At 71.4% G+C, this 12,277-nt stretch carries 14 protein-coding genes; 8 read left to right on the top strand and 6 right to left on the bottom strand.

All coding sequences use genetic code 11. The annotated features are described in order from the left end of the window. Positions 1 to 68: 68 nt before the first annotated feature. From AC4BGC_RS13565 to AC4BGC_RS13555, 3 genes are all read left to right on the top strand, one after another. Positions 69 to 545 carry a hypothetical protein gene (locus AC4BGC_RS13565; RefSeq protein ID WP_490547883.1) on the top strand — a complete coding sequence of 159 codons (477 nt, stop codon included), beginning with the start codon at positions 69 to 71 and terminating at the stop codon, positions 543 to 545. Between the two features lie 91 nt (positions 546 to 636). Continuing rightward, positions 637 to 2,040, top strand: coding sequence for an FAD-dependent oxidoreductase (locus tag AC4BGC_RS13560; protein WP_490547884.1), 1,404 nt, complete (start codon positions 637 to 639; stop codon positions 2,038 to 2,040). 47 nt (positions 2,041 to 2,087) lie between these two features. Beyond that, a complete protein-coding gene (locus AC4BGC_RS13555; protein ID WP_490556247.1) occupies positions 2,088 to 2,684 on the top strand; it encodes a dual specificity protein phosphatase family protein in 597 nt (198 codons plus the stop codon). Positions 2,685 to 2,691: 7 nt separating this feature from the next. Here AC4BGC_RS13555 and AC4BGC_RS13550 read toward each other — a convergent pair whose 3' ends face one another. Next, positions 2,692 to 3,066: an NYN domain-containing protein gene (locus AC4BGC_RS13550; RefSeq protein WP_490556246.1), complete on the bottom strand. Its 375-nt coding sequence runs from the start codon at positions 3,064 to 3,066 to the stop codon at positions 2,692 to 2,694. A gap of 101 nt (positions 3,067 to 3,167) precedes the next feature. On the opposite strand from AC4BGC_RS13550, the gene AC4BGC_RS13545 reads away from it, so the two are divergent. Then, positions 3,168 to 3,698: a DUF4383 domain-containing protein gene (locus AC4BGC_RS13545; RefSeq protein WP_490556245.1), complete on the top strand. Its 531-nt coding sequence runs from the start codon at positions 3,168 to 3,170 to the stop codon at positions 3,696 to 3,698. Positions 3,699 to 3,721: 23 nt separating this feature from the next. On the opposite strand, the gene AC4BGC_RS13540 is transcribed toward AC4BGC_RS13545, so the two are convergent. Beyond that, the gene (locus tag AC4BGC_RS13540; protein WP_490556244.1) at positions 3,722 to 4,552 is read right to left on the bottom strand and encodes an adenylate/guanylate cyclase domain-containing protein; all 831 of its coding nucleotides are present in this window, start codon (positions 4,550 to 4,552) and stop codon (positions 3,722 to 3,724) included. Between the two features lie 108 nt (positions 4,553 to 4,660). Here AC4BGC_RS13540 and AC4BGC_RS13535 point away from each other — a divergent pair, with 108 nt between their 5' ends. Both AC4BGC_RS13535 and AC4BGC_RS13530 read left to right on the top strand, forming a co-directional pair. Beyond that, positions 4,661 to 5,137 (top strand): Zn-ribbon domain-containing OB-fold protein, encoded by a 477-nt coding sequence (locus AC4BGC_RS13535; protein WP_490556243.1) that lies wholly within the window; start codon positions 4,661 to 4,663, stop codon positions 5,135 to 5,137. Continuing rightward, on the top strand, positions 5,134 to 6,339 hold the full coding sequence (locus AC4BGC_RS13530) for a lipid-transfer protein (RefSeq protein ID WP_490556242.1): 1,206 nt from the start codon (positions 5,134 to 5,136) through the stop codon (positions 6,337 to 6,339). Before AC4BGC_RS13535 ends, AC4BGC_RS13530 begins: the two co-directional genes overlap by 4 nt. A 348-nt stretch (positions 6,340 to 6,687) precedes the next feature. Here the strand turns inward: AC4BGC_RS13530 and AC4BGC_RS13525 are convergent, their stop codons facing one another. Further along, positions 6,688 to 7,071 (bottom strand): YchJ family protein, encoded by a 384-nt coding sequence (locus AC4BGC_RS13525; RefSeq protein WP_490556241.1) that lies wholly within the window; start codon positions 7,069 to 7,071, stop codon positions 6,688 to 6,690. Positions 7,072 to 7,313: 242 nt separating this feature from the next. On the opposite strand from AC4BGC_RS13525, the gene AC4BGC_RS13520 reads away from it, so the two are divergent. After that, on the top strand, positions 7,314 to 8,705 hold the full coding sequence (locus AC4BGC_RS13520) for a magnesium chelatase (protein WP_490556240.1): 1,392 nt from the start codon (positions 7,314 to 7,316) through the stop codon (positions 8,703 to 8,705). Beyond that, positions 8,698 to 10,731 (top strand): vWA domain-containing protein, encoded by a 2,034-nt coding sequence (locus tag AC4BGC_RS13515; protein WP_490556239.1) that lies wholly within the window; start codon positions 8,698 to 8,700, stop codon positions 10,729 to 10,731. Before AC4BGC_RS13520 ends, AC4BGC_RS13515 begins: the two co-directional genes overlap by 8 nt. Positions 10,732 to 10,770: 39 nt before the next feature. Here the strand turns inward: AC4BGC_RS13515 and AC4BGC_RS13510 are convergent, their stop codons facing one another. From AC4BGC_RS13510 to AC4BGC_RS13500, 3 genes are read right to left on the bottom strand one after another with little or no spacing between them, the layout of a single operon-like run. Further along, positions 10,771 to 11,574, bottom strand: a complete 804-nt coding sequence (locus AC4BGC_RS13510) for an MBL fold metallo-hydrolase (RefSeq protein ID WP_490556238.1) — start codon at positions 11,572 to 11,574, stop codon at positions 10,771 to 10,773. A gap of 16 nt (positions 11,575 to 11,590) precedes the next feature. Further along, positions 11,591 to 11,782, bottom strand: coding sequence for a hypothetical protein (locus tag AC4BGC_RS13505; RefSeq protein ID WP_490556237.1), 192 nt, complete (start codon positions 11,780 to 11,782; stop codon positions 11,591 to 11,593). A gap of 5 nt (positions 11,783 to 11,787) precedes the next feature. Then, positions 11,788 to 12,276, bottom strand: a complete 489-nt coding sequence (locus tag AC4BGC_RS13500) for a luciferase domain-containing protein (RefSeq protein ID WP_490547897.1) — start codon at positions 12,274 to 12,276, stop codon at positions 11,788 to 11,790. Position 12,277: the final 1 nt, after the last annotated feature.

Genomic DNA, 12,277 nt, shown 5'->3' with positions numbered 1-12,277 from the left:
GTCTCTGAAATGTCCCTGTTGAGCCTCATTTGGTTCGCCCGGGGGGATCGTCGCGAAGGAGGTGTCCGATGGGCTCGAGGAAAGACACGAAGACCCAGGCCAAGCAGTACGTGTTCGTCGCACCCGACCCCGGTCGACGGGTGATGCGCATGCTGGCCGTCATCGCGCTGATGGCGCTGTGCATCGGTGCCACGCTGTCGATCACGCAGCGCAACGTCTGGGCGATGTTGGTCACGGCCGCGGCCGTGGTCTCCCTGGTGATCGTCTGGGCGATGCTGCAGGCCAACATCCCGCAGCGGATCACGGTGGAGGGCTCGATGATCTCGATCCGCCGTGACGGTCACGTCGACAGCTTCGACCTCGAGGACCCCTCGGTGGACATCCGGGTCAGTGACGGGGAGATCGCCTTCGCGAACTACCAGGACCGGTGGGTCGTGGTCCGGGCCCGCGACGTCGACTGGAAGGTCTTCAGCGACGTCGTCATGCACTACCAGAACAAGGCCGATCTCTACGCGGCCGAGCGGGACGTGCGGTTCAACCGCTGACCCGTCGCGGCACGCCCCCGGCGCCGTCCGGGCAGCGTGACGCTCGCCGCATCAGGAATGAACCCCGGGGTCGCTGGGCACGCTAGGCCCCATGACCTCCCTGTGGTTGGCGCACGCCCAGACCGTTCCCAGTGACCCGCTGCCCGACGCTCCCGTCGACGACGTCGTCGTGGGCGCGGGCATCACCGGCCTCACCACCGCGCTGCTGCTGGCACGCGCGGGGCGGCGGGTGGCCGTCGTCGAGGCCCGGGAGGTGGGCGCCGTCGCCACCGGCAACACCACCGCGAAGGTCTCGCTGCTCCAGGGCACCAAGTACACCGGTCTGCTGCGCTACCAGTCCCAGGAGGTGGCCTCCGCCTACGTGGAGGCGAACCGGGAGGGCCAGGAGTGGCTGCTGCGGTTCTGCGAGGACCACGGAGTGCCCTTCCAGCGACGGGCCGCCTACACCTACGCCGCGAAGCAGTCCGAGGTCTCCACCGTCCGCAAGGAGTACGACGCGGCGCGGCTCCTGGGCCTCGACGTGCGCTGGCGCGACGAGCTCGACGTGCCCTTCCCGTTCCACGGCGCCACCGTGCTGGAGGAGCAGGCCCAGTTCGACCCGATGGACTTCCTCACGGCCCTGGTCGCCCAGCTGCGTGACCACGGCGGCACCCTGCACCAGGGCCACCGGGTCCGGACGGTCACGCTGACCGGACGGCCCGAGCTCACCCTGGACGACGGCACCACGCTGCTCGCCGACCACGTCGTGCTGGCCACCGGCACCCCGATCCTGGATCGGGGCCTGTTCTTCGCCAAGGTCGAGCCGGAGCGCTCCTACGCCCTCGCCTACGACTGGCCGGCGCCTCCGGAGGGGATGTTCCTCTCCGCCGGGTCGGACTCCCGCTCGGTCCGCGACACCCCCGGGGAGAACGGGCCCAAGCTGCTGGTCGGCGGGAGCGGCCACTCCGTGGGGCGCACGCGTTCCGAGCTCGAGCACGTGGACCGGCTCCGGGAGTGGACGGCCGAGCACTTCCCGGGCGCCGTCGAGACCCACCAGTGGTCGGCGCAGGACTACTCGCCGGTCGACGGAATCCCGTTCGTGGGGCACCTGCCCCGAGGCGGCGGGCGGATCTCGGTGGCAACCGGGTTCGACAAGTGGGGGATGACCAACGGCGTCGCAGCGGGGCGGGCCATCTCCGGGCGGATCCTGGGCTCCGAGCCGTCGTGGGCCAAGCCCTTCGACCGGCGCAACCCCCGGCTCTCCGGCGTGTTGAACACGATCAGCATCAACGGCAAGGTCGGGATCGCGCTGGCGGGCTCCGTCGTGGAGACGGTGCGGCAGGAGCGCTCCTGCGAGGTGGTCGGGGTGTGCACCCACCTCGGCGGCCTGCTGCACTGGAACGACGCCGAGAGCTCCTGGGACTGCCCGCTGCACGGTTCCCGGTTCGCCCCCGACGGAACGGTGCTGGAGGGCCCGGCGACCAGGCCGCTCAAGCGTCGCGCCAGCAAGGACTGATGCGCTCCGCCGAGGAGTGTCGGGACGAGGGACTAGATTCGATTCCGATGGATCGTCGACACCCCCCGCTCGCCACGGCCAACGCAGCCTTCGTCACGCCCGAGCTGCTCGTGGGCGGCGACCTGGACACCCAGGACGCCGACCTCGCCGCCGAGCAGCTGCGCGAGCTCGTAGAGGTGGGGGTGACCCACGTCCTCGACGCCCGGATCGAGTGGAGCGACGAGGACTACGTCGCCGAGCACGCGCCCACGATGTCCTACCTGCACCACGGGATGGACGACGCCGGCCAGCGGGTGCCGACCCAGTGGTTCGAGGACGCGGTGTCCTGGGCGCTGGAGGCGATCGAGCAGGGCGGCGTCGTGCTGACCCACTGCCACATGGGCATCAACCGCGGACCCTCGGTGGGGTACGCAGTGCTCCTGGCGCAGGGCTGGGACCCGATCGAGGCGCTGGACGCGATCCGCACGGCCCGGCCGATCGCCTGGATCGCGTACGCCGACGACGTGTTGCGCTGGCACCACGAGCGCCTCGACAGCCCTCCGGAGGCACTGGAGCGTGACCGTGCTCGGCTCGCCCGCTGGCGCGAGGAGAACCACCTCGACCCCGAGGCAGTGATCCGGCTTCGGCGCAGCCAGGGCTACTAGCGCCGGGTCACGCCTCCAGGACGGCGAGCAGCCAGGTCGGGCTCATCGTGCGGGCCCCGAGGGACTCCACCCGCTGCGAGAGCGCCCGGTCGGCGGTGATCACGACCACGTCGTGCTCCCGTTCCCGTGCGGAGCGGGCCTCGATGATGATCGTGGAGTCGCCGTCCTTGCCCGCGTGCACGGTGCGCAGGTGACCGTCGCGGCCCCGCGGGACACCGGCCTTGGCCTGGCCCTCGAGCACCAGCACGATCTCGTCGTACGACGTGTCGGCGACCGCCAGCCGGCCGTGCAGCCGGGCAGCGGCACCCGCCCGGTCGCGCCACCAGCCGTCGGGGCGCGATCCCACGACGTTGGCGCCGTCGACGACCAGTACCCGGAGCACGCCCAGATCCTGTCATGGCGCGCGGTGTGAGGCAGGCCACGCGTGCCGGCCCCGAGGTGGGGTACTCCTTTCCCCAGCATCCGCGAGGAAAGGACACGTTCGTGAGTGAGAAGGACGCCGGCAAGCGCGACGACGCCAGCTCGAGCATCGACCCGGGCACTCCCGAGGTGAAGAACAGCCGCCGGGTGGCGCGCGACCAGGCGCGGATGGTCCGCCTCGCGGCCACCGTCGTGGGCGCGGTGTTCCTGCTGGTCGGCATCGCCGGCTTCATCCCCGGCATCACCACCGACTACGACCAGCTCAGCTTCGCCGGCCACGAGAGCAGCGCCGAGCTGCTCGGGATCTTCCAGGTCTCGGTGCTGCACAACATCGTGCACCTGCTCTTCGGGGTCGCCGGCCTCGCGCTCGCCCGCACCATGGCCGGGGCGACGTACTACCTGATCGGCGGCGGTGTCGTCTACCTCGTGCTGTGGCTCTACGGGGTGGTCATCGACCACGACGGCAGCGCGAACTTCGTGCCGGTCAACAACGCCGACAACTGGCTGCACCTCGTCCTGGGTGTCGCCATGGTCCTGCTCGGCCTGATCGGTCGCCGCGCCGCGATGGCACCGGGGGAGCCGGTCGCGCGCTGACCCTTCGGCGCTCAGGGCGTCTCTCAGGGCGTCTCGACCATCCACAGCTGGTGCTCGCCGGGCAGTCCCTTGAGCTCCACCACGTCGTCCTCGACGAAGCGGTGGTCCGGGGAGTCGGCGAGCGCCTGCGCGATGTCCTCGGTCACCAGGATCTCGCCGCCGTCGGCCATCGCGGCGACCCGGGCGGCCATCGCGACGTTACGGCCGAAGTAGTCGCCCTCGCGCTCGATCGCGGTCCCGGTGTGCAGGCCGATCCGCACCCGGATCGGCGTACGCCGCAGCTGGCGACTGCGCTGCCGCTTGGCGCTCAGGGCCCGCTGGATGCCCACGGAGGCGGCGATCGCGAGCTCGGGGGTGGGGAACACCACCATGTAGCCGTCGCCCTGGTTCTTCACGACGTGGCCACGGTGGCGGTCGACATAGGTCTTCAGCAGGCGGTCGTGAGCGCCCAGCAGCCTGACCCACTGGTCGTCCCCGAGCTCGCTGTTCAGGCTGGTGGAGTTCTCGATGTCGGAGAACATCATCGTCACGGTGCCGTCGGGGGAGGCGATCCGCGCGATCTCGTTGCGGTCCTCCACCGCCCATGCCGCCAGGTCGTCGATGGAGCTGAGCAGCATCCCGCGCACGCCCTGCTCCCGCACCCGGGTCGCGGTCTCCACCACGGTGCGCACGGCCTGGCCGGCGGCCTGGATCGCGCGCGGCCCCCGAGGAGCCTGCTGGGCGGTCAGCTCCCGGCGCAGCTCGCGGAGCTGCTCCTCCTGCTGGCGCAGTCGCTGGACCAGCGCGCCGATCACGGCCAGCGCGGCCAGCAGCAGCAGGCCGAAGACGACTGCGATCGTGTGGGCCGCTTGCACGGGCACAGACTGGCACACACCGGGTGCTTTCCGGCAGGCAGGATCGCAGGCCGGACCGGCGGCGTCCGTGTGCCAGAATGAGAACCTGTTCTAGTTCTAGGAGAGTCGATGACCGAGGCGGCGACAACGGCGACACCGGCGATCGAGGGCTGGTTCACCACCGGCCCGGAGCCCGCGCTCCTCGCTTCGCGGTGCACCGCCTGCGGGTCGGTGTTCTTCCCGCGCACCGAGGGGTTCTGCCGCAACCCGGCGTGCGACGGCGAGCAGTTCGAGCTCACCGAGCTCTCCCGTCGCGGGACCGTGTGGTCCTACACCGACGCGCAGTACCAGCCGCCGCCGCCGTACGTCCCGGCCAGCGACCCCTACGTCCCGTTCGCGCTCGCCGCGGTCGAGCTGCCGGAGGGCTTCGTGGTCCTCGGCCAGCTCGCGGAGGGGTACGGCGTCGCCGACGTCCACGTGGGCTCGGAGGTGGAGCTGGTGATCGAGACCCTCTACGCCGACGAGACCGGCGAGCGCACCATCTGGCGCTGGCTCCCCCTGACTTCGGGGCGAGTGGTCGAGCTGGGCGAGGAGGCCGACCAGTGAGCGCCGGCAACGACAAGGACGTCGCCGTCCTCGGGGTCGGGATGCACCCCTGGGGCAAGTGGGGGAAGAACTTCGTCAGCTACGGCGTGCACGCCGCCCGCGAGGCCCTGAAGGACTCCGGCGTCGACTGGCGGGACGTGGACTTCGTCGTCGGTGGCGAGACCGTGCGCAACGGGTACGGCGGCTACGTCGCCGGCGCCACGTTCGCGCAGGCCCTGGGCTGGAACGGCGCCCGCGTCGCCACGTCGTACGCCGCCTGCGCCACCGGCGCCCAGGCCCTCGACACCGCACGCGCGCGCATCCTCGCGGGCCTGTGCGAGGTGGCCCTGGTCGTGGGGGCCGACACCACGCCGAAGGGCTTCCTCGCGCCCAATGCGGGGGAGCGCTGGGACGACCCGGACTGGCTGCGGTTCCGGCTGCTCGGGATGACGAACCCCGGCTACTTCGCGCTCTACGCGCGCCGCCGGATGGACCTCTACGGCGCCACCCCCGCCGACTTCGCCGGGGTCAAGGTGAAGAACGCCCGGCACGGGCTGCACAACCCGAACGCGCGCTACCGCAAGGAGGTCTCGGTCGAGGACGTGCTGGGCAGCGCGGTGGTCTCGGACCCGCTGCACCTGCTGGACATCTGCGCGACCTCCGACGGTGCCGCCGCGGTGGTGCTCACCTCGATGGACTACGCCCGGCGCCACGGCCTGGGCGGCAGCGAACCGGTCCGGGTGCGGGCGATCTCCACGGTCACGCCGACCTTCCCGCAGACCGTCATCGACATGCCGCTGCTGTCCACCGACCCGTCGACCGCGGTCGCCCCTGCGCAGACGTTCAAGCAGTCGATCGGCGCCGCGGCGTACGAGGAGGCGGGCATCGGGCCCGAGGACGTCAGCCTGGCCGAGGTCTATGACCTCTCCACCGCGCTGGAGCTCGACTGGATCGAGGACCTCGGGCTGTGCGGCCAGGGCGAGGCCGAGCAGCTGCTGCGCGCGGGCGACACCACGATCGGCGGCCGGATCCCGGTCAACCCCAGCGGCGGGCTCGCCTGCTTCGGCGAGGCCGTGCCGGCCCAGGCGCTGGCGCAGGTGTGCGAGGTGACCTGGCAGCTGCGTGGGCAGGCCACCGGTCGCCAGGTGGAGAACGCGAAGGTCGGCATCACCGCCAACCAGGGCCTCTTCGGCCACGGTTCCTCGGTGCTGCTCAGCCGCTGAGCCCGGCAGGTGACGTGGCCGTGACGCGCCCGGTCTCTCCGGTCGTTGACCGGGCATGCGCCGTACAGCCCTATCGCTCCTGCTCGCCCTGCCCGCCACCCTGGTCTCGGGAACACCTGCTGGGTCTCGCTGAGCGAGTCGGACTCGGTGGCCGTGCTGGACTTCGAGACGAAGAAGAAGCTGGCCTGTCTCTCGGTGGGCGACCACCCGCAGCGGATCCGCCACGGGCTCGTCTCCGAGGCGGCGCTGGCCGGCGCGGTCCGCTGAGCCCGGGTCACGCAAACGCCCGCCGAGACGTCGCAACTGAAAGGCCGGACTCCCAGGTCCCACGTCTGGGTGCCGGGTCTCTCACATGGCGTCGACGTAGAACCAGCGCCCGGCCCGCTGTTCGAAGACGCTGCGCTCGTGCAGGACGTCGTGCTTGCCGGCCTGCTCATAGTGCGCGCGGAACTCCACCACGTCGTCGTGGGCCTCGACGATCTCGAGCCGGGTCCACCGGGTGCCCGGGTCGGGGGTCACCTGCTCGGGCCGGGTCCGTGGATGCCAGGTGCGCCAGACGTAGTCGGAGTCGCCGACGGCGTACGCCGAGAACCGCGACCGCATCAGCTCCTCCGGCGAGTCGGCCTGCCGCTCCCCACGGTGCAACGGCCCGCAGCACTCGTCGTACGACGCCCCCGGCCGCGCGGGCGATCCGCAAGGACAAGCATCCGTAGACCACCCGAAACCACCCATCCCCCCATCCTCCCCGACCCACCCCATCCGCCGAGACGTCGCATCTGAAAGAGATCCCGTCTTTCAGATGCGACGTCTCGGCGCGCTGCTGGCTTTCAGATGCGACGTCTCGGCGCACTGCCGGCTTTCGGTTGTGACGTGTCGGCGGGGTGGGGGCTTTCAGATGGGACGTCTCGGCGGGAAGGGGGGACGGGGGATGAGACGAAACACGGGCGTTTCCGACGGTGAGTAGCGTTGCGAACGTGACGACGACACCACCTTCCATCAGCACCCTCGGCGAGCTCCGCGAGAGCGGCCACGTGCAGAAGTCGCTGCGCGAGGAGCTGCGCGACAACCTCCTCGACGCGCTGCGCTCGGGACGGGATCCGTGGCCGGGGCTGCACGGCTTCGAGACCACTGTGATCCCCCAGCTCGAGCGAGCCATCCTCGCCGGGCACGACGTCGTACTGCTCGGGGAGCGCGGCCAGGGGAAGACCCGGCTGCTGCGCACCATGGTGGGTCTCCTGGACGAGTGGACGCCGGTGATCGCCGGCTCCGAGCTGGGGGAGCACCCCTACGACCCGATCCTCCACGCCAGCAAGCGGCGTGCCCTCGAGCAGGGTGATCACCTGCAGGTGGCGTGGCGCCACCGCGACGAGCGGTACGCCGAGAAGCTCGCCACCCCCGACACCAGCGTCGCGGACCTGATCGGCGACGTGGACCCGATGAAGGTCGCGGAGGGCCGCAGCCTCGGCGACCCCGAGACGATCCACTTCGGCCTGATCCCTCGCTCCCACCGGGGGATCGTCGCGATCAACGAGCTCCCCGACCTCGCCGAGCGGATCCAGGTCGCGATGCTCAACGTGATGGAGGAGCGCGACATCCAGATCCGCGGCTACGTGCTGCGGCTGCCCCTCGACACGCTCGTGGTGGCCAGCGCCAACCCGGAGGACTACACCAACCGCGGCCGGATCATCACCCCGCTCAAGGACCGCTTCGGCGCCGAGATCCGCACGCACTACCCGATCGAGCTCGTCGACGAGGTCGCGGTGATCCTCCAGGAGGCGAACCTCGTCGCCGACGTACCCCCGCACCTCGTCGAGATCCTGGCGCGGTTCACCCGTGCACTGCGCGAGTCGAGCGCCGTCGACCAGCGCTCCGGCGTCTCGGCGCGGTTCGCCATCGCCGGCGCCGAGACGATCGCCGCCGCCGCTCTGCACCGCGCCACGGCCCAGGGGGAGAACGAGGCGGTCGCCCGCGTCGTCGACCTCGAGACCGCGGTCGACGTACTCGGCGGCAAGGTGGAGTTCGAGACCGGCGAGGAGGGCCGCGAGGCCCAGATCCTCGAGCACCTGCTGCGCCGGGCCACCGCCGAGACCGTCCGCTCCCGCCTGGCGGGCCTGGACCTCGGCCTGCTCGTGCAGGCGCTGGAGTCCGGCGCCAGCGTCACCACCGGCGAGCAGGTCACCGCGCTCGACTTCCTCACCGGGCTGCCGGCGCTCGGCGAGTCCGAGGTGTACGACGAGATCTGCGAACGGCTCGAGGCCGCCAACGACGGCGAGCGGGCCAGCGCCATCGAGCTCGCTCTCGAGGGGCTCTACCTGGCCCAGAAGGTCAGCAAGGAGTCCGCCGACGGAGAGACCGTCTATGGCTGAGCGGCGGCGCTCCCGCTACGGCCGCTACGGAGGCGGCCCGGACCCGCTCGCGCCCCCGGTCGACCTCGCCGAGGCGCTGGACGCGATCGGCGAGGACGTGATGGCCGGGTACTCCCCGGAGCGCGCCATGCGGGAGTTCCTCCGCCGCGGAGGGCAGGACCAGCGGGGTCTCGACGACCTGGCCCGTCAGGTGGCGGCCAAGCGGCGCGAGCTGCTGGCCAAGCACAACCTCGACGGCACCATGGAGGAGATCCGCGAGCTGCTGGACCAGGCGGTGCTCGAGGAGCGCAAGCAGCTCGCCCGCGACGTCGACCTCGACGACGCCGATCGTGACTTCCGCGAGCTGCAGCTCGGTGCCCTCCCGCCGAGCACGGCGGCGGCGGTCAAGGAGCTCGGCGACTACGACTGGAAGAGCTCCCAGGCCCGCGAGAACTACGAGAAGATCAAAGACCTGCTCGGCCGGGAGATGCTCGACCAGCGCTTCAAGGGGATGAAGCAGGCCCTGGAGAACGCGACCGAGGAGGACAAGGCCGCGATCCAGGAGATGATCGGCGACCTCAACGACCTGCTGGACAAGCACCGTCAGGGGGTCGACACCGAGCAGGACTTCGCCGACTTCATGGACAAGCACGGGCAGTACTTCCCCGAGAACCCGCAGAACATCGACGAGCTGATGGACGCCCTCGCCCAGCGGGCAGCGGCCGCCCAGCGGATGCGCAACTCGATGACCCAGGAGCAGCGCGACGAGCTCGACGCCCTGGCCAGCGAGGCTTTCGGCAGCCCCGAGCTGATGCAGGGGCTCTCCCAGCTCGACGACAACCTGCGGGCCCTGCGGCCCGGTGAGGACTGGGGCAGCTCGGAGGAGTTCGGCGGCGAGGAGGGGTTGGGACTCGGTGACGGGACCGGTGTACTCCAGGACCTCGCGGAGCTCGACGACCTCGGGGAGCAGCTCTCGCAGTCCTACGGAGGCGCCCGGATGGACGACGTCGACCTCGACAAGCTGGCCCGTCAGCTCGGCGAGGAGGCCTCGGTGGACGCCAAGAAGCTGGCGGAGCTGGAGCGGGCACTCAACGAGACCGGGTACCTCAAGCGCGGCTCGGACGGCCAGCTGAAGCTCTCGCCCAAGGCGATGCGCCAGCTCGGCAAGGCGCTGCTCAAGGACGTCGCCAACCGGATGTCGGGCCGGCAGGGCCAGCGCGACATGCGCCATGCGGGTGCGGCCGGGGAGATGAGCGGCGCGAGCCGCGAGTGGACCTTCGGGGACACCGAGCCGTGGAACGTCACCCGGACGATCACCAACGCCGTCGTACGCACCGCGGGGGAGGGTGGCGATGCCCGCTCCGGGGTCCGCATCGACGTGCGCGACATCGAGGTCAACGAGACCGAGGCCCGCACGCAAGCCGCGGTCGCCCTGCTGGTGGACACGTCGTTCTCGATGGCGATGGCCAACCGCTGGGTGCCGATGAAGCGTACGGCGCTCGCGCTGCACCAGCTGATCACCAGCAGGTTCCGCGGCGACCACCTGCAGCTGATCGGCTTTGGCCGCGCGGCGCACGTGATGGACATCGACGAGCTCACCGGGCTGGACGCGATGTGGGACAAGGGGACCAACCTGCACCACGCGCTGCTGCTGGCGAACCGACACTTCCGCAAGCACCCCAATGCCCAGCCGGTGCTGCTGATCGTCACCGACGGCGAGCCGACCAGCCACCTCGAGCCCGATGGAGAGGTGTGGTTCTCCTACCCGCCGCACCCGCGCACCGTGGCGTGGTCGGTGCGCGAGCTGGACAACTCCTCCCGGCTCGGCGCGCAGGTCACGTTCTTCCGCCTCGGCGACGACCCGGGCCTGGCCCGGTTCATCGACCAGCTCGCCGCCCGGGTCGAGGGACGGGTCGTCTCCCCGGAGCTCGACGACCTCGGTGCCGCCGTGGTGGGCAGCTATCTCGGTGGCCGGGGCGGACGCAGCGCCGGGACCCCGCACCTCAGCGACTGGTACGGCGGACGGGGTTCCTGGTTCGGCGGCTGACGGTGAACCGGCCGGCCACACACGGAGGCGATCCTCGCGTCAGCCTGCCGGCTCGAACGACTGGAGCATGGCCTCCAGCGCGGCCTGGTCGGGGCCCACGAAGGGCTTGATGCCCTGGGCCGCGATGGCCATCTCGAAGAGGCGGTCGGGCTGGTCCTGCACCGGGGGAAGGTGGCTGCTCAGGATCCGCCGGGCGTCCAGGGCCCGCATCGCCTCCACCGAGTCGCGGTATCCGGGACCGACGGCGTGCTCCACCCAGGGGCTGTCCACGCTGGCCCAGAGCAGCTGCCGGTCGCGCAGCTCCGCTGCGGCGAGACCGTCCGCGGACGGAGCCGTCGCGTCCTCGGCCGACCCGAGCGGCGCCCCGAAGCAGTCGGAGACGAAGCAGTTGCCCGAGCGGTCCTCGAGGAACCCGGTGGTGGCGGGGTTGTCGAACAGGGCGGGCCGGAAGGCCCGCAGCCGGCGGTCGCCGACGTCGAGGCTCTGGCCCGGATTGAGCAGGTGGACCCGGTCCAGCGGCAGCGGGGCAGAGTTCGACAAGATGCCGACCCCGATGAAGTTGGTGACGACCTTCGCCCGGGGGGCGGCCGCCAGCAAGGCGTGCAGCCCGCCGGTGTGGTCGGTGTCGGGGTGGGTGAGCCAGATCCAGCGGACGTCCGCGGGATCCATCACCTGCTCGAGGTCGGCGACGAAGTCGCGATCCGGCAAGGAGAGGCCGGTGTCGACGACGACCGGCTCCTCGGCGTGCAGCACGTAGGCGTTGACCGGGACGAAGCCGAGTCCCGGCACCTCCTGGCGGTCGGCCAGGACGGTCACCTCGGGGTCGATGCGGTTGATGATCATGGCGTTTCCTTCACGGTCAGGCGAGCGGGGACAGAGGGGCGGCAGGGGAGGTGCGGGGCGAACAGCCAGGGCGCCGGCGGATGATCCGGTGGCGGCCCGGGTGCAGACGCGGGCTCAGGAACCACGGGCGGTTGCGGCGTACGCCGGACAGGTCGGTCCTGCGCCGGGCGTCCTCGAAGCGCATCAGGTCGGGGTTCAGGGAGTGCATGGTGCTCACTCCCGCGTCGCGGTGGCAGGAACGCTCGCCCGAGCGAACTCGTAGGAGGTGCGCACCAGGTCGAGCACCACGTCGCGCTCGGCCTCGTCGCGCGGGGCGTAGAGCATCACGACCGTGGCCGGGAGGTCGCCCGTGAGTGCCAGGAAGTGTGGTTCGGCCCAGCCGGCGCGCTCGGTCGCGAGGGCGACCTCGCGTGGCAGGGTGGCGTGGAGGCTGAAGTCGCCCTGGGCGTGGCCGTGGCAGAACTCCCGCGCGACCATGAACGCCTCCGGCGGCCCCGGTTCGATGCCCGGGCCGAGCACCAGCGCGCGCGCACCCTCCACGGAGACCCCCGAGTCCGCGGGCCGGACGCCCGGCCAGGCCAACGCCTCGGTCAGCACGTCGTCGAGGTACGACGAGTCCGGCGGCTGCTGGTCCTCCTGCCGGTGTGGCGTCCGGGTGCTCGTGCGCGGACGGCCCCCCGCGCGGATCGGGAGCGAGGACATC

The organism is Nocardioides sp. Z38_18, from assembly GCF_058215695.1.
The sequence above is the reverse complement of the archived record's forward strand: the minus strand, read 5'-3'. Positions and strand labels throughout refer to the sequence as shown.